Here is a 16,934-nt window from a genome sequence, read left to right as displayed (position 1 = left end):
CCGCTTGGCCCCCTTTGTCATTTCAGCATCTCGCGCAGCTCATAAAGCGCCTGTAGCGCCTCGCGCGGGGACAGGTCATCGGGATTGATCCCGCTCAGGCGTTCTTCCAGCGGGCTGGGGCCTTGCGGCACTGGCGCAGGCGGCGGCGCAGAGGCGAAAAGCGGCAGATCATCAATCAGCATCTGTTTCTTGGCACCGCTGTCACGGTCGCCTTTTTCCAGCATATCCAGCACCGATTTCGCGCGTGATACCACGCTATCGGGCAGACCCGCTAAGCGCGCGACCTGCACCCCGTAGGACCGGTCTGCCGCACCCTTCTTCACCTCATGCAGGAAGATCACATCGCCCGCATGTTCCTTCACGCTGACGGTCGCATTTTCCACCCCGTCCAATTTGGCGGAAAGCGCGGTCATCTCGTGGTAATGGGTCGCAAAAAGGGCACGGCAGCGGTTGGTGGCATGTAGATGCTCCATCACCGCCCAAGCAATCGACAGCCCGTCATAGGTGGCGGTGCCGCGCCCGATCTCGTCCAAAATCACCAGCGCACGGTCATCGGCCTGATTGAGGATCGCTGCGGTTTCGACCATCTCGACCATGAAGGTCGAGCGCCCCCGCGCCAGATCATCGGCGGCCCCCACACGGGAAAACAGCTGGCTCACCAGCCCGATATGCGCCCGTTCCGCAGGCACAAAGCTGCCCGCCTGCGCCAGTAGCGCGATGATCGCATTCTGCCGCAGGAAGGTCGATTTACCCGCCATATTCGGGCCGGTCAGCAGCCAGATCGCAGGCGTGCTGTCTTTGGTCAGCCCGCAATCATTGGCGATAAACGGCGTGCCCGAGCGCTTGAGCGCATGTTCCACCACCGGATGCCGCCCTGCGGTGATTTCAAACGCGCGGGAGCTGTCGATCTCGGGGCGGACCCAGTCACCCGAGCGCGCCAGGTCGGCAAAAGCACAGCCCAGATCAATCTTGGCCAGCGCACGCGACGCTTCGCCGATCGGCCCTGCCTGATCCATGATCGCGGCTTTCAGCCTGTCATAGAGCCGCTTTTCGATCTCCAGCGCCCGCGCACCGGCATTATGGATGCGCGTTTCCAGCTCTGACAGCTCTACGGTGGTGAAACGCACCTGATTGGCGGTGGTCTGACGATGGATGAATTTCTCGGACAGGGGCGGCGACAGCATCTTCTCGGCATGGGTCGAGGTGCATTCGATGAAATAGCCCAGCACGTTGTTATGCTTGATCTTCAGGCTCGAAATGCCGGTTTCCTCGACAAATCCGGCCTGCATACCCGCAATCACGCCGCGCCCCTCGTCGCGCAGGCGGCGCGTTTCGTCGAGTTCCTCATCATAGCCCTGCGCGATAAACCCGCCATCACGCGCCAGCAGCGGCGGCTCGGCAATCAGGGCGGCATCCAGCAGCGCCACCAGCGCATCATGGCCCTGTAGTGCCTGCGCCGCATCCTGTAACAAACGCGGAGCCTCAGAGCCTGTGATCACATCATAAAGCCCGCCCGCCTGACCTAAGCCATTGCGGATCGCGGCCATATCGCGCGGGCCGCCGCGGTCCAGCGCCAGCCGCGACAGGGCGCGGTCCATATCGGGGCAGCGCTTCAGATCAGACCGCAGGTCTTCGGTAAAACGGGTCTGTTCCACGAGAAACGCCACCGTGTCATGGCGGGCATGGATCTGCGCCAGATCGCGCGAGGGGGCCGCCACGCGACGTTCCAGCAGACGCGCCCCACCCGCCGTCACAGTGCGGTCGATAACGTTCAGCAAAGACCCTTCACGCCCGCCTGACAGAGCCTGTGTCAGTTCCAGATTGCGCCGCGTCGAGGCGTCGATCTGCACGATGGTGCCTGCCTCTTCGCGCTGGGGGCGGCGCAGAAGTGGCAGTTTGCCGCGTTGGGTCAGGTCGAGGTAGTCGACAATCGCGCCCATGGCCGAAAGCTCGGCACGGGTGAAACTGCCAAAGGCCTCAAGCGAGCCCACCTGATAGAGATCGCGCAGCTTCTGTTCACCCGAGGCACTGTCAAACACCGCCCGCGCCAAGGGGGTCACGGCGGCCCTCACATCCTCGATCACCTCGCGGAAGGCCTCTTCGCCGCTATCCGACACCAGCACCTCGCGTGGTGTCAGGCGGGCCAGTTCCGGTCCCAGACGCGTAGGCGCACAGGCCATCACACGGAATTCACCGGTCGAGATATCGACCCATGCCAGCGCGCCCTCATCCCGCAGGGCGGAATAGGCCGCAAGGAAATTGTGGCGCCGCGCTTCCAGAAGGCTTTCCTCGGTCAGGGTGCCGGGGGTGACCAGCCGCACGACATCGCGTTTGACGACCGATTTATAGCCGCGCTTCTTGGCCTCGGCGGGATCTTCGAGCTGTTCGGCAATCGCCACGCGAAATCCCTTACGGATCAGCGTCAGCAGGTAGCCCTCGGCGGCATGGACGGGCACGCCGCACATCGGGATCTCTTCGCCCTCATGGCTGCCGCGCTTGGTCAGCGCGATATCGAGCGCCGCAGCCGCCTCGACCGCATCCTGAAAGAACATCTCGTAGAAATCGCCCATGCGGTAGAACAGCAAAGCCCCCGGATTGGCGTCTTTGATCCCCAGATATTGTTCCATCATCGGTGTGACGGTCGGCTTTGCCATCGGTTGCCCCCTGTTTGCTCGTGGCGGACCCTACAAAAGGCGAAGCCGGCCCGCAATCTATTGAGACGCAGGCCCCAAGCGGCTAAGAAGATTGTGACTTGCAAGAAGGATATCGGCCCACATGTCCGGAAAGAACAAAATCACCCGTGAAGAAGCTCTGAGCTATCACTTGGAGCCCACGCCGGGGAAATTCGAAATTACCCCGACCACCCCCATGACCACCCAGCGCGACCTGTCGCTGGCCTATAGCCCGGGGGTGGCGGTTCCGGTGGAAGCCATCGCCGAGAACCCCGAGACCGCTTATGACTACACGGTCAAAGGCAATATGGTTGCCGTTATCTCGAATGGGTCGGCCATTCTGGGGCTGGGTAATCTTGGCGCGCTGGCGTCCAAGCCCGTGATGGAAGGCAAGGCGGTTCTGTTCAAGAAATTCGCCGATGTGAATGCCGTCGATATCGAACTGGATACGATGGAGGCCGACGAGATCATCAAGGCCGTCAAGCTGATGGAGCCGACTTTCGGCGGCATCAACCTTGAAGACATCAAAGCGCCCGAATGTTTCATCATCGAACAGGCGCTGAAGGAACAGATGGATATTCCGGTGTTCCATGATGACCAGCACGGCACGGCGGTGATCTGTGCGGCGGGCCTTCTGAACGCGCTCGAGATTTCGGGCAAGAAGATCGAGGACTGCAAGATCGTGCTCAATGGCGCCGGTGCGGCAGGTATCGCCTGCCTTGAACTCATCAAGACGATGGGCGCGCGTAACGAGAACTGCATCATGTGCGACACCAAGGGCGTGATCTATAAAGGTCGCACCGAGGGCATGAACCAGTGGAAATCGGCTCATGCGATCGAGACCACGGCGCGGACGCTGGAAGATGCGATGGAAGGGGCGGATGTGTTCCTTGGTGTCTCGGCCAAGGGCGCTGTGACGCAGGATATGGTGAAATCGATGGCCGATAATCCGGTCATCTTCGCGATGGCCAACCCCGACCCCGAGATCACCCCCGAAGAGGCCCATGAGGTCCGCGAGGATGCGATCGTGGCGACGGGCCGTTCGGATTATCCGAACCAGGTCAATAACGTGCTGGGCTTCCCCTATCTGTTCCGCGGGGCGCTCGATATCCATGCCCGCGCGATCAATGACGAGATGAAGATCGCCTGTGCCGAGGCGCTGGCGAAACTCGCCCGCGAGGACGTGCCGGATGAGGTGGCAATGGCCTATGGCCGCAAGCTGTCTTTCGGGCGCGACTATATCATCCCCACGCCCTTCGACCCGCGTCTGATCCATGTGATCCCGCCTGCGGTGGCCAAAGCCGGTATGGAGACGGGTGTGGCGCGTCGTCCGATCATCGATATGGAGGCCTATGTCCATAGCCTGAGGGCCCGTATGGACCCGACCGCGACGATCCTGCAGTCGATCCATGCCCGTGCGCGCAAGGCGCAGGCCCGTATGATCTTTGCCGAGGGCGATGATCTGCGCGTGCTGCGCGCGGCCGTGCAATACCAGCGGTCCGGTACCGGCACCTCTATTGTGGTGGGCCGCGAGAACGAGGTGCGCGAAAATCTGGAAAGCGCAGGTCTTGGCGATGCCTTCCGCGAGCTGACCGTGGTGAATGCCGCCAATACCAAGCACCTCGATGCCTATCGCGACTTCCTCTACAAGCGCCTGCAGCGTCAGGGGGTGGACCGCGAGGATGCCTATAAGATGGCCGCCCGCGACCGTCACGTTTTTGCGGCGCTGATGCTGGTGCATGGTCATGGCGATGCGCTGGTGACCGGTGTGACCCGCAAATCGGCCCATGTGCTGGAACGCATCAACAAGGTGGTTGATGCCACCTCGGAAAGCGGGGCCGTCGGCATTACTGCCGTGCTGAACAAGGGCAAGATCGTGCTACTGGGCGATACGCTGGTGCATGAATGGCCCGACGAGAACGATCTGGCCGATATCGCAACCGCCGGAGCGGGGGTTGCCCGTTCGCTGGGGCTTGATCCGCGCGTGGCCTTCTGTTCCTTCTCGACCTTCGGCTATCCGGTGTCGGAACGCTCGCAGAAGATGCATGTCGCGCCGCAGGTGCTCGACGCGCGTGGCGCCGATTTCGAATATGACGGCGAGATGGCTGTGGATGTGGCGCTCAATGCGTCGGTGATGAAGAAATACGACTTCTGCCGCCTGTCGGGTCCGGCCAATATTCTGGTCATGCCCGCGCGTCACTCGGCCTCGATCTCGATCAAGCTGTTGCAAGAGATGGGCGGGGCCACCGTGATCGGCCCGATCCTGACCGGCGTGGAACATCCGATTCAGGTGTGTTCGACCACCGCGACTGTGTCCGACATCGTCAATATGGCGGCGCTGGCGGCCTGTAGCGCGAAATAAGCGCCACAAAACTGTAAAACAAAACAGGTCCGGCAAGGGGGAAACCCTTTGCCGGACCTTGTTCTTTCCGACTGCAAAAGAGTAGCCTTCCAAGGGGCTGGCATCTTTCGGGGGCTTTATGAAAATCTTCAATCTTGGCTCGATCAATGCGGATTTTTTCTACCGCTTGCCGCATTTGCCACAACCGGGCGAGACATTGGCATCCGTTGGATATGACCGCGGTCTGGGGGGGAAAGGGGCCAACCAATCGGTTGCCTGTGCCCGTGCGGGGGCACAGATCCGCCATATCGGGGCCATCGGGGCGGAAGGGCGCTGGATGGTCGAACGGATGGAGGAGGCCGGTGTCGATTGCTCGCAGGTGGTCATCGTGCGTGAGGCTTCGGGCCATGCGATCATCTATGTCGATCAGGCGGGCGAGAATTCGATCGTGCTTCATCCCGGAGCCAACCGCACCATTCCCGAAACCGCGCTGGACGAGGCATTGGATCAGGCCGAGGACGGCGATCTGATGATCTTGCAGAACGAGACGGGCCTGCAGGTCGAGGCGGCGCAACTGGCTGCCGAGCGGGGGCTGTTCGTGATCTATTCCGCCGCCCCCTTTGACGAGGCGGCTGTGCGTGCCGTGCTGCCCTATGTCTCGCTGCTGATCGTGAACGAGGGCGAGGCGCGTGCTCTTTGCGCCAGTTTCGGGCTTAGCTTACAGGAGTTGCCCGTGAAGCAGATCGTGGTGACCAAGGGCGCGCAGGGGGCTACTTGGCACAATCTGGAAACCGGCGGGCTGATCGTGATGCCGGCCTTTCCCGTGACACCGGTCGATACGACGGGGGCAGGCGATACATTCGCGGGCTATCTGGCAGCGGCGCTGGCCGAAGGATGCACGCGGGAACGGGCGATGCGTCTGGCTTCGGCCGCCTCTGCGCTCAAGGTCACACGGGCGGGAACAGCCGATGCCATTCCGACCCGTGCCGATGTCGAGGATTTTCTGGACAATCAGCCCAAGCTGTAACCGGTGCCGCGCACCGTGCGCACGGGATCATTGCCGCCGTGGGCCATCAACGCCTTGCGCAACCGGCCCACATGCACGTCGATGGTGCGGGTGTCGACATAGATGTCGCGGCCCCAGACGCGGTCAAGAAGCTGGTCGCGGGTCCACACACGGCCCGGCTTTTCCATTAAGGTTGACAGCAGGCGGAATTCGGTCGGACCCAGTTTCAGTGGCTGGCCATCGCGGAAGACACGGTGCTCGGCGCTATCAAGGATGATATCCTCGAAATTCAGCCGCTCGCCCATCGTGGCGGGGCGGGTGCGACGCAACTGGGTGCGCAGCCGCGCCATCAGTTCAACCACCGAATAGGGTTTGACGACATAGTCATCGGCCCCCGTCTCCAGCCCGCGCACGCGGTCGGTTTCTTCCGAGCGCGCGGAGAGCATGATGATCGGGATGTGCCGTGTGTCGCCCGAGGCTTTCACGCGGCGGCAGATCTCGATGCCCGAGACATTGGGCAGCATCCAGTCCAGCACCATCAGGTCGGGCTTCTCTTCCTTGACCATCAACAGCGCCTCTTCGCCATTGACCGCCATCACAACGCGAAACCCTTCGGCTTCAAGGTTATACTGAAGAACTTCACGCTGGGCCGATTCGTCCTCGACCACCAGAACACAGGGCTGTTGTGCCGGGGACATGTTACTTCTCCGTCGTATCCATCGGTATCACGCTCGATTGCTTCGGGCGTTCTTCATCGGGGGTCTCGCCGGTGACGAGATAGATCACCTGCTCGGCGATCGAGGTCGCATGGTCGCCCATCCGTTCGATATTCTTCGCGATGAAATGCAGATGCATGCAGCCGGTGATATTGCGCGGATCTTCCATCATATAGGTCAGGAACTCGCGGAACAGCGCGTTATACATCTGGTCCACTTCCACATCACGGTCGCGCACATCGCGGGCCAGTTGCGGGTCGCGCTGGATATAGGCATCCAGCACATCCTTGAGCATGCCCTCGACCGCCTGCGCCATACGGCGGATCGCCTTCGACGACCCGTCAACGGCCGGCACATCCATCAGGATCTGGGTTCGCTTGGCGATATTCTTGGCGTAGTCACCCGCACGTTCAAGGCTGGCCGCGATCTTGATCACCGACAGCGTCAGACGCAGATCGCGCGACACAGGCGCCCGCAGCGCAATGATGCGGGCCGCTTCCTCGTTGATCTGCTCTTCAAGCGCGTCGATGGCCTTATCCTGCGCGCGCACGCGTTGGGCCAGCTCTTCATCGCGGCTTTCAAGGGCTTCGGCAGCATCAAGGATCTGCTGTTCAACCATGCCGCCCATCTTCACGACAAGCGCCTGAACGGCCTCCAGGTCACGGTCGAAAGCGGAAGAAATATGTTCTTGGCTCATTTATTATCCTTCTCTTCCTGTCGTCCCTTAGCCGATCCGGCCAGTGATATAGGCCTCGGTGCGCGGGTCTTTGGGGTTGGTGAAAATATCGCCCGTTTCGCCATATTCCACGAGGTTCCCGAGGTGGAAGAAGGCAGTGCGCTGCGACACGCGGGCCGCCTGCTGCATTGAGTGCGTCACGATCACCACCGAGAACTGCGTGCGCAGCTCGTCGATCAGTTCTTCGACCTGACCGGTGGCAATCGGGTCCAGCGCCGAGCAGGGCTCGTCCATCAGCAGAACCTCGGGCGAGGTCGCCACGGCGCGCGCGATGCACAGACGCTGCTGCTGGCCACCCGAAAGGCCCGTGCCGGGGGCCTGAAGGCGGTCCTTCACCTCGTTCCAGATGGCGGCACCGCGCAGGGCGCGTTCCACGATCTCGTCCAGATCGGCCTTGTTCTTGGCCAGACCGTGGATACGCGGGCCATAGGCCACATTGTCATAGATCGACTTGGGGAAGGGGTTGGGCTTCTGGAACACCATCCCCACCTTGGCACGCAGCTGCACGGGGTCCACACGCTTGTCGTAGATATCCTCGCCGTCCAGCAGGATCTCGCCCTTGACCTTACAGATGTCGATCGTGTCATTCATCCGGTTCAACGTGCGTAGGAAGGTCGATTTCCCGCAGCCCGACGGCCCGATAAAGGCGGTGACGGTCTTGTCGAGGATATCGACATCGACATCCTTGATGGCGTGAGTGTCACCGTAATAGACCTGCACCTTACGGGCTTGGATTTTCATATCCTTGGCGTCCACTTTTCTCTCCGTCAGTCTCATGTCGTTCATGATGGTGGGTCCCTTACCAGCGGCGCTCGAATTTGCGGCGCAGGATGATTGCAATGATGTTCATCGTCAGCAGGAACACCAGGAGGATAATGATGCCCCCCCATGCCCGTTCATAATAGGCGGGGTCGGCGCGTTTTGCCCATTCATAGATCTGTGCGGGCATCGCGGAGTTGGGCGACAGGAACCCCGCGATGATGCCATCCGGCGGGTTGGAGGCGATATAGCCGATCATCCCGATCAGCAGCAGCGGCGCGGTCTCGCCCAGAGCCTGCGCAAGGCCGATGATCGTGCCGGTCAGAATGCCGGGCATGGCCAGCGGCAGCACATGGTGGAAGACCGATTGCATCTTCGAGGCACCAATCCCCAGCGCGGCGTCACGGATCGAGGGCGGCACGGCCTTCAGCGAGGCACGGGTCGAGATGATGATCGTCGGCAGGGTCATCAGCGTCAGCACCAGACCACCGACCAGCGGCGCCGATTGCGGCAGATGCATGAACTGGATGAACACCGCGAGGCCAAGGATACCGAAGACGATCGAAGGAACCGCAGCGAGGTTCGAGATATTCACCTCGATCAGGTCGGTCCATTTGTTCTGCGGCGCGAATTCTTCCAGATAGATCGAGGCTGCTACCCCGATGGGCAGCGACAGGAACAGCACCACCAGCATCATGAACAGCGAGCCGATTATCGAGGTGCCGATACCGGCCTGCTCGGCGCGGCTTTCCGAGGCGTCCGATCCGGTGATGAAGTCCCAGTTGAACTGTTTCTTCACAATACCGGCCTCGACCAGCGCATCGGTCAGGTCGAGCTGCGCCACGGTGATGTTTTTATCCAAAGCGATCTCGTTGCGGTGCACACGGCCTTTCAGGTAGCCATCCACGCGCGACGAGGCGAGCACCTTGAAGGTCAGCGTCTGGCCGATCAGCGAGGGGTCATTGATCACGTCCTGACGCACCACATTGGCGGCAGAAGCCGAGATCAGGTTCTTCATATCCTTGGCTTTGGTCAGCGCGGTATCGATGCCTGCTTTCTGGACCGTATCCAGAAGCGCGTTCTCGATCAGCGGGCCATAGCCGAAGGTCGAGACCTTGGCGATATCGGCAGGGTCGCGATTGCCCTTCTTGTCCAGTTTCGCGGGGTCCAGATAGACCGGCACATTGATGAATGTCTGCTGGAAGGCCGAGACGCCATTGGTCAGGATGGTGAACAGAAGGACCACCAGAAAGACCAGACCCAGACCTATGGCCCCGATCCCCATCGCACGGAAGCGTTTTTCCTGCGCGTTGCGTTTGCGGGTGCGGGCGTCGGGGTGGTGGATCGAGCGGCGCTCGGGGGTGTTTGCAGCGGCGTCGGTCATTCGTATTGCTCCCGATACTTGCGCACGATGTAGAGCGCGACAATGTTCAGCGCGAGGGTCATGACGAAAAGCGTCATGCCCAGAGAGAAGGCCACCAGAGCCTCGGGCGAGGCGAAATCGGCGTCACCCGTCAGCTGGCTGACGATCTTGGCGGTCACGGTGGTCATCGCCTCGAAGGGATTGAGGCTGAGGCGGGCGGCGGCACCGGCCCCCAGCACCACGATCATCGTCTCGCCGATAGCGCGCGAGGCGGCCAGAAGGATCGCCCCGATGATGCCCGGGAGGGCGGCGGGGAAGACCACCTGTTTGATGGTTTCGGATTTGGTGGCACCAAGCCCGTAAGAGCCGTCGCGCAGCGATTGCGGCACGGCGTTGATGATGTCATCGGACAGCGAGGAGACGAAGGGGATCAGCATGATGCCCATCACCAGACCCGCGGTCATCACCGAGCTTGCCGCCCCCATCCAGTCCAGCCCGTCGCGGCCAAAGACCGTCTGTAGGGCGGGGCCCACGGTCAGCAGCGCGAAGAGGCCGTAAACGATGGTCGGGATACCGGCGAGCACTTCCAGCAACGGCTTGGCAATCGCGCGCACCGGCTTGGACGCATATTCCGACAGGTAGATCGCGGCGAAAAGGCCAATCGGCACGGCCACGGCCAGCGCGATGAAGCTGATGTAAAGCGTGCCCCAGAGAAGCGGCAGGATGCCCAGTTGCGAGCCACCCCCGAAGGAGGGCGTCCAGTTGGTGCCGAAGAAGAAATCCGTCGCCGGATAGAGGCGGAAGAAATGCACCGTGTTGAAGATCAGCGACAGTACGATCCCGATGGTAGTCAGAATGGCGATGGACGCCGCCAAAATCAGCAGCGTCTTGATGCCGCGCTCCACGATATTGCGGGCGCGCAGGTCTTTATGGGTGGCTTTCAGCGTCAGCAGGAAGAACCCGATGGCCACGCCCAGCACCACGACCATGCGGATCATATTGCCGGTGGCGGTGAGGCTGCGATAGTGCTGTGCGGCCTTCAGTGTGGGGGCATCGACCTGCGAGCCAAGCGCCACACCCAGACCTGCCATCTTCGCGCGCAGAGTGCCGCCTGCTTGCAGATGGGCGGCTTCCGAGGCGGTCATGGCCCCTTTGGCAACCGCGATATCCAGCCCCTCGGCCAGACGTGTCACATCCGACATCATCAGGCTGATATTGCCATGTTCCTCAACCGTGGCCGCGGGGATGGCCGCGGTGACCTGCATATTGACCACGAAGGGCTGCGCGATCAGCCAGACGGCCAGCACCAGAAGGGCAGGCACAAGCGTCATCATCGCGACGTTGCTGCCATAATAACTCGGGAGCGAATGGAGAATGCGGCTGTCGCCCCCCGCAGAGGACAGGGCACGGGAAAGGCCCAGCACGAAGCCAAGGGCCGCGAGCACCAGCACGATAACCAAAAGCCAGATAGCAGGCATGTCAGCTCCGATCGATTGAGTATGCCAAGGTGAAAGGCGGAGAAACAAAGAAGAGGGCGGCACAGGATCTGCCGCCCCCCGAATAAGCCGGGTAGGGCAGATTACATGCCCGATCCCATGGTTTTCTCGTCAGCAACGTCCTGTTGGGTTGTTGCCAGTTCCGGATCGGAGACCAGACCGTATTGTGCCAGCGGGCCATCGGGGCCTGCGATCTCGTCGGAGACGAAGAATTCCGCGTATTCTTTCAGTCCGGGGATCACGCCGATATGTGCCTTCTTGATGTAGAAGTAGAGCGGACGCGACACCGGATAGTCACCCGAGGCGATGGTTTCGGTCGAGGGTTCGACGCCGCCCATCGTGGCCACTTTCAGCTTGTCGGTGTTGTTCTCGTAGAAGGCCAGACCGAAGACGCCGACGCCATCGGGGTTCGAGGCGATGCGGGCGAGGGTTTCGGTGTAATCGCCGTCGATATCGACCGATTTGCCATCGGTGCGCACCGACATACAGGCCTTTTCGGCGTCTTTCTCGTCCATGCCACCCGAGACCATTGCGTCCAGCGCGCCGGAATCCTTGCAGCCCTGAACGAGGACTTTCTCTTCGAACACTTCACGGGTGCCGTGTTTGGTGCCCGGGATATAGGCTGCGATCTCGACATCCGGCAGATCGGCGTTGAAATCCGACCATTTGGCATAGCTGTTATCGACCAGCTTGCCGTCTTTCAGGACTTTGGCGCCAAGCGCGTTATAGAGGTCTGCCGGTTGGAAGGCGGTAAATTCGGGGCCGGTTTTCTGGCTGGCGAAGACGATCCCGTCATAGCCGATGCGGACCTGAATGATGTCATTGACGCCATTGGCGTGGCAGGTCTCGATCTCTTTGTCCTTGATGGCGCGCGAGGCGTTCGCGATGTCGATGGTGTTTTCACCGACCCCTTCGCAGAAGCGCTTCAGACCCGAGGAAGAGCCACCCGATTCAACGACCGGAGTGGGGAAATCGAAGTTTTCGCCGAAAGCTTCCGCCACGATCGAGGCGTAAGGCAGAACGGTGGACGAGCCTGCGACTTGGATATTGTCACGCGCAAAGGCACCTGCCGTGGAGGCAACGGTGATGGCAAGGGCGGATGCCGTCAGCTTAACAGTGTTCATGGTTCTCTCCCAGAAGATCTTAAACGGGCCCCTATGGGCTCGCTGCTTGTGCTAGAGGGCGGCTGTGACGCTTATGCGAACGTTGTGTAACGCTTATATGACAAACGGCCGTTCTCGGGAAAAACTCCAGGAAAAAGTTAATTTGCGATATAGCGCGTGATGGCGCGTGCAATCAGCGCGGGTATCGCCGCATGCTCGCCAATCGGTGCCAGAAGCGGGCCGGTAAAGCCTGCCAGACGCAGCGCATGGGGAATGTCACCTTCGACATGACCGGCGCGCAATGCGAAGAAAGGCAGGCACAGGCCCTGACGGCTTGTTCTGGCGACGGTCTCGATAAAGGGGGCTTCTTCGATCAGCCCCACGCGCACCCGCCAGAACGATCCCGCGGCCTGTAGTTTCTGCGCCATCGCATAGGCGCTGTCTTTCGAACGACGGGCAATCTTGGAGCCGTGCGCACAAAGGATCAGATCCGTTTCGGCAGGCTCCAGACCGGCATCCTTGGCGGCCTGCAGGCTGTCTTGCAGAATCAGCGCCTCCAACGCCGGATCAATACCGAACGGGTCCATATGCGCAGCGCTTCGGCCCATCTTTTCCAGCCGGCGTGGAATTTCGCGTTTGGTAAACCAGCCTTCCGCCATGAAAAACGGATAGATCACCGGATTTTCGCAATCCTCCAGCGCGCTTTCCAGCGCCCCCTGTTTGGCCAGAGTGGCGGCTTTGACAGGGATATCGGGGCAAAACGACTGCACCTTGGCCGCAAGAGCTTTCAGTGCGGCTTGCTTTGGCTCCGGATCCGAGGGGGAGCCGTGGGCGACGATGATGACGGTGTTCATGATGTGATGATAGCAGGCCTTCGGGGTCCGGCAATCTTTCTCGAGAATGGCCGGATTGGCAAGCGCAACCGTATGTGTTCCATTAACACACTGTAAATACTCTATTTTTAAGCGATTATCTTTTGCTTTGCGGCAAAACTTGGCTTATACCCATAGATACCGGCCAGGAAGGCCAGAACCAAATAGAGTTTCACGTGTGGTGCGTAGGGGTGCACGTGGGGTGGTGAGGGTTCTGGTAGGGGTGCCGGAACCCTCATTTTTATGTCCGGCTCTGGTCGATGGCTCAGTTCGGGTCGGTTTCGGCCATCGCGCAGACGATGCGCCATTCCTCTTCCGTTACCGGCTGTACCGAAAGCCGCATCGATGTCACGAGGGCCATCTCTGCCAGCCGTGGCTCCGCTTTCACATCGGCCAGCGTCACGGGCAGCTTGACCGGACGCACCGCGCGGATATGCACGCAATCCCAGCGCGGATCATCGGTGGTGCTGTCTGGGGCGCTTTCGGCGCAGACCTCGCAGATCCCCACCACTTCCTTGCCGATATTGGAATGGTAGAACAGCCCGCGATCGCCGATCTTCATCTCGCGCATATTGTTGCGCGCCAGATAGTTACGCACGCCGTCCCATTCCTCGCCCGCCTCTCCTTTGGCAACGAGCTGGTCCCAGGAAAACTTGTTGGGCTCGGATTTGAACAGCCAGTAACGCATCAGATGACCTTCTTCCATTCCATGACAGAGACGCTTTCGAAGAGACCCGCCTTGGCATAGGGATCATTTGCGGCCCAATCCTGTGCGGCGGCAAGGCTGTCGGTTTCAAGCACGACCAAAGACCCGCACATCGCGCCATTCTCGAGGAAGGGGCCTGCCTGTGCCACGATACCCGTTTCCTTGAGATAGGCCAGATGCGCCTCGCGCGTGTCCAGACGGGTTTGCAGGTGGTCGGGCTTGTCGCGGCAGATTACGGCGTAGAACATTCATTCCTCCTTCAAAGGGCGCGAAAGCAGCGCCAGAGTGGCTTGCGCCACGGTCATTCGGTTGTCGCAAAGTGCGGCGATCATCACTGCGATCGGCATCTCGATTCCGCCATGTTCGGCCATACGCGCAACCGCATGGGCAGTGGCCACACCCTCTACGGTCACAGTCTGGTCTATGGTCTCGCCTGCGCCAAGCGCAAAGCCGTGGCGGAAATTGCGTGACTGGCTGGAGGTGCAGGTGAGCACCAGATCACCAAAGCCCGCTAGCCCCGACAGTGTTTCGGGGCGTGCACCACGGGCCACGGCCAGCCGGTTCATTTCCGCGAAACCGCGGGTCATCAGGGCAGCGCGGGCGGAATCCCCCATGCCTGCGCCCATCACGACGCCCGCGCCGATGGCGATCACGTTCTTCAGGGCGCCGCCCAGTTCGGCCCCGATGGTATCGGCGCTGCGATACAGGCGCAGGCTGGGAGTGGAGAGTTCGGCCTGAAGCGCCTCGGCCCCATCCGCGCAGGCCAGCGTCAGCGCGGTCGGCAAGCCACGCCCGATATCGGCGGCAAAGCTCGGGCCGGTCAGGATGGCGGCGCGCGCCTGCGGTACAAGGGCGGCCATCAGCGCCGTCGGTCCCTTGCCGGTTTCAAGATCGATTCCCTTGGAGCAACTGACAAGCGTCTTGCCTTTCAGAAGCTGGGCATGTTCGGCCAGAAAGGCAGCGGTCCGTTGCATGGGAAGCGCCAGAAGGATGGTCTGCGCCCGACAGGCGGCATCCAGATCTGCGGTGATGGTGATGGCATCGGGCAGGCTGGCCCCCGGCAGGCGTTTGGCATTCTCGCGGGTCTCACGCATCGCGCGGACCTGCTCGCCATCACGCGACCATAGCGTGACGGGACCGTTTTGCGACAGGCTGATCGCCAGTGCGGTGCCGAAAGCCCCTGATCCCAGAACCGAAATCACGCCTTTGCCCCTTTCTTGCCCGACCCCAGCAAGGGGGCCGCTTTGCGGTCCAGCGGCCAGCGCGGGCGCGCGACCAGATCCATGCCATCGCGATGCCCCAGCCGGAAACGTTCCAGGCCTGCCCATGCAATCATCGCGGCGTTATCGGTGCAAAGCCGCAGGGGGGGAGCCACAAATGTTGCGCCAAATTCGGTTGCCACGCTTTCGAGCCCCGCGCGGATGGCACGGTTTGCGGCCACCCCGCCGGCCACGGCAAAACCGGGGGCGCTGGGCGCGAGGTCCATATATTCGGTCAGGGCACGCCGCGATTTCTTGACCAGAACATCGGTCACGGCGGCTTGGAAGCTGGCGCAGATATCGCGGCGAATGGCGCGCGGCAGGCCGCCATGCTGGGCCACGACCTCGTCACGGGTGCGCAAAAGCGCGGTCTTGAGCCCCGAAAAAGACATATCGCATCCCGGACGGTCCAGAAGCGGGCGCGGAAAGGCATAGGCTTTGGGATTGCCGCCCTCGGCCTCGGTCTCGACATTGGGGCCACCGGGTTGGGGCAGGGCCAGAAGTTTGGCGGTTTTGTCAAAGGCCTCGCCCGGTGCATCGTCAATCGTGCCGCCCAGACGGGTGAATTCCTCGGGGCCGTGGGCGATCAGGAACTGGCAATGCCCGCCCGAGACCAGCAGCATCAGATAGGGAAAGGCCATGCCATCGGTCAGGCGCGGGGTCAGCGCATGGCCCGCCAGATGGTTGACCCCCACCAGGGGCAGTCCCGTTCCGGCGGCAATTCCTTTGGCGCACATCACGCCCGACATCACGCCGCCAATCAGGCCGGGGCCTGCCGTGACCGCGATCCCATCCAGATCCGTCAGCCCGAGCTGCGCCTGCTCCAGCGCCTGGTCGACACAAAGATCGAGCTTTTCGGCATGGGCGCGGGCTGCAATTTCGGGGACAACGCCGCCAAAGGCTGCATGCAACTCGGTCTGGCCCGAAACGATGCTGGCCAGAATCTGTGTGCCGTCATCGCCGTGACGCACGATGGCAGCGGCCGTGTCATCGCAGCTGGATTCGATACCAAGAAAAGTCAGGGTCCGGGCCATGGTGCCTCGATTGCGTATGGGTCAGGCTGCAGGTAACACTGCTTGGGGCATGAGACAATCCCGCGCTCACGGCCCTTTGCCCCGAACAGGATGCCGATGGACCCGTTTCCGACCCTTTTGCTGACCCGTCCCGCCGAAGCGAATGCGCGGTTTCTGGCCGCGTTGCGGGCTGCGGGCGTGACCCTGCCCGCGCTGTGTTCGCCCCTGATCGAAATCGAGCCGCTTCCCCCCGCAAACTGTCCGGAGGGCGATCTGGTCTTTACCTCGCAGCAGGCGGTTGCGCCTTTTGCGGCGGCTTTTCCCCGGATGCAGGGACGGCGGGCATGGTGCGTGGGGGCACGCACGGCCGAGGTGGCGCGGCAGGCCGGATATGCGGTGCGCGTCGGTGCGGGGCAGGCCAAGGCGCTTGAACAACAGATTCTGGCCGAAGGCGGTGCGGGGCCGTTTGTCCATGTCTGTGGCGATCATCTGGCCCATGATCTGGTGGGCGGGCTTCTGGCGGCGGGGCGGCAGGCCTTTGCGCTTCAGGTCTATCGACAGGTGCCGCAGCGTCCGACAAGGCAGGCGCTTGCACTTCTTTCGGAAGAAACCCCTGTTTTGGTGCCGGTTTTTTCACCGCGTACGGCACAGATCTTTACGAAATATTTGCCGGAAAACCATGCCCCCCTATACCTTGGCGCAATCAGCACTACTGTAGCTCGGCAGCTTGCAGCTGTGGCAAACGCCCATATCGAGGTTTCACGGGAAACAAGTTCGGCTGCGATGGTCGAGCTTCTCAAGCGTTTGGCATGTCGGAGCGTTGCGACTTGAAGAGAGGTTGATCCGGGGGCTAGAGTGGCCACGGTTCAATACAGCGGATTGCTTAGGAGGA

Annotated in this window: 15 protein-coding genes; 3 read left to right on the top strand and 12 right to left on the bottom strand. The window is 61.5% G+C overall.

The window, feature by feature from the left end; translation table 11 throughout:
- Positions 1 to 17 precede the first annotated feature (17 nt).
- On the bottom strand, positions 18 to 2,654 hold the full coding sequence (mutS, locus tag WDB88_RS02335; RefSeq protein WP_339108600.1) for a DNA mismatch repair protein MutS: 2,637 nt from the start codon (positions 2,652 to 2,654) through the stop codon (positions 18 to 20).
- Between the two features lie 121 nt (positions 2,655 to 2,775).
- Here mutS and WDB88_RS02330 point away from each other — a divergent pair, with 121 nt between their 5' ends.
- Together WDB88_RS02330 and WDB88_RS02325 are read left to right on the top strand one after the other, a co-directional pair.
- Positions 2,776 to 5,034 carry an NADP-dependent malic enzyme gene (locus WDB88_RS02330; RefSeq protein ID WP_339108599.1) on the top strand — a complete coding sequence of 753 codons (2,259 nt, stop codon included), beginning with the start codon at positions 2,776 to 2,778 and terminating at the stop codon, positions 5,032 to 5,034.
- 118 nt (positions 5,035 to 5,152) lie between these two features.
- On the top strand, positions 5,153 to 6,040 hold the full coding sequence (locus tag WDB88_RS02325) for a ribokinase (protein ID WP_339108598.1): 888 nt from the start codon (positions 5,153 to 5,155) through the stop codon (positions 6,038 to 6,040).
- Here the strand turns inward: WDB88_RS02325 and phoB are convergent.
- From phoB to tsaD, 11 genes are all read right to left on the bottom strand, one after another.
- Positions 6,025 to 6,717, bottom strand: coding sequence for a phosphate regulon transcriptional regulator PhoB (gene phoB / locus WDB88_RS02320; protein WP_339108597.1), 693 nt, complete (start codon positions 6,715 to 6,717; stop codon positions 6,025 to 6,027). The genes WDB88_RS02325 and phoB overlap by 16 nt on opposite strands.
- 1 nt (position 6,718) lies before the next feature.
- On the bottom strand, positions 6,719 to 7,432 hold the full coding sequence (phoU, locus tag WDB88_RS02315; protein WP_339108596.1) for a phosphate signaling complex protein PhoU: 714 nt from the start codon (positions 7,430 to 7,432) through the stop codon (positions 6,719 to 6,721).
- A 27-nt stretch (positions 7,433 to 7,459) separates the two neighbouring features.
- Positions 7,460 to 8,257 (bottom strand): phosphate ABC transporter ATP-binding protein PstB, encoded by a 798-nt coding sequence (gene pstB, locus WDB88_RS02310; RefSeq protein ID WP_339108595.1) that lies wholly within the window; start codon positions 8,255 to 8,257, stop codon positions 7,460 to 7,462.
- Between the two features lie 13 nt (positions 8,258 to 8,270).
- Complete coding sequence (pstA, locus tag WDB88_RS02305; protein WP_339108594.1) at positions 8,271 to 9,614, bottom strand: phosphate ABC transporter permease PstA; 1,344 nt, start codon at positions 9,612 to 9,614, stop codon at positions 8,271 to 8,273.
- Positions 9,611 to 11,071 carry a phosphate ABC transporter permease subunit PstC gene (gene pstC, locus WDB88_RS02300; RefSeq protein WP_339108593.1) on the bottom strand — a complete coding sequence of 487 codons (1,461 nt, stop codon included), beginning with the start codon at positions 11,069 to 11,071 and terminating at the stop codon, positions 9,611 to 9,613. The genes pstA and pstC overlap by 4 nt, the downstream gene beginning before the upstream one ends.
- A 101-nt stretch (positions 11,072 to 11,172) precedes the next feature.
- Positions 11,173 to 12,213 carry a substrate-binding domain-containing protein gene (locus WDB88_RS02295; RefSeq protein WP_339108592.1) on the bottom strand — a complete coding sequence of 347 codons (1,041 nt, stop codon included), beginning with the start codon at positions 12,211 to 12,213 and terminating at the stop codon, positions 11,173 to 11,175.
- Between the two features lie 137 nt (positions 12,214 to 12,350).
- Complete coding sequence (locus WDB88_RS02290) at positions 12,351 to 13,046, bottom strand: CbiX/SirB N-terminal domain-containing protein (RefSeq protein ID WP_339108591.1); 696 nt, start codon at positions 13,044 to 13,046, stop codon at positions 12,351 to 12,353.
- A gap of 283 nt (positions 13,047 to 13,329) precedes the next feature.
- On the bottom strand, positions 13,330 to 13,752 hold the full coding sequence (locus tag WDB88_RS02285; RefSeq protein ID WP_339108590.1) for an EVE domain-containing protein: 423 nt from the start codon (positions 13,750 to 13,752) through the stop codon (positions 13,330 to 13,332).
- Positions 13,752 to 14,018, bottom strand: a complete 267-nt coding sequence (locus WDB88_RS02280) for a YciI family protein (RefSeq protein WP_339108589.1) — start codon at positions 14,016 to 14,018, stop codon at positions 13,752 to 13,754. Before WDB88_RS02280 ends, WDB88_RS02285 begins: the two co-directional genes overlap by 1 nt.
- Positions 14,019 to 14,972: an NAD(P)H-dependent glycerol-3-phosphate dehydrogenase gene (locus WDB88_RS02275; protein WP_339108588.1), complete on the bottom strand. Its 954-nt coding sequence runs from the start codon at positions 14,970 to 14,972 to the stop codon at positions 14,019 to 14,021.
- Positions 14,969 to 16,063 (bottom strand): tRNA (adenosine(37)-N6)-threonylcarbamoyltransferase complex transferase subunit TsaD, encoded by a 1,095-nt coding sequence (tsaD, locus tag WDB88_RS02270; protein ID WP_339108587.1) that lies wholly within the window; start codon positions 16,061 to 16,063, stop codon positions 14,969 to 14,971. The genes WDB88_RS02275 and tsaD overlap by 4 nt, the downstream gene beginning before the upstream one ends.
- 96 nt (positions 16,064 to 16,159) lie before the next feature.
- Between tsaD and WDB88_RS02265 the strand changes: the two genes are divergently transcribed.
- Entirely contained in the window at positions 16,160 to 16,873 is a 714-nt protein-coding gene (locus WDB88_RS02265) for a uroporphyrinogen-III synthase (protein ID WP_339108586.1), read from the top strand.
- Positions 16,874 to 16,934 lie beyond the last annotated feature (61 nt).

The sequence above is a fragment of the Thioclava sp. GXIMD4216 genome, assembly GCF_037949285.1.
GTDB classification, from domain to species: domain Bacteria; phylum Pseudomonadota; class Alphaproteobacteria; order Rhodobacterales; family Rhodobacteraceae; genus Thioclava; species Thioclava litoralis.
The sequence above is the reverse complement of the archived record's forward strand: the minus strand, read 5'-3'. Positions and strand labels throughout refer to the sequence as shown.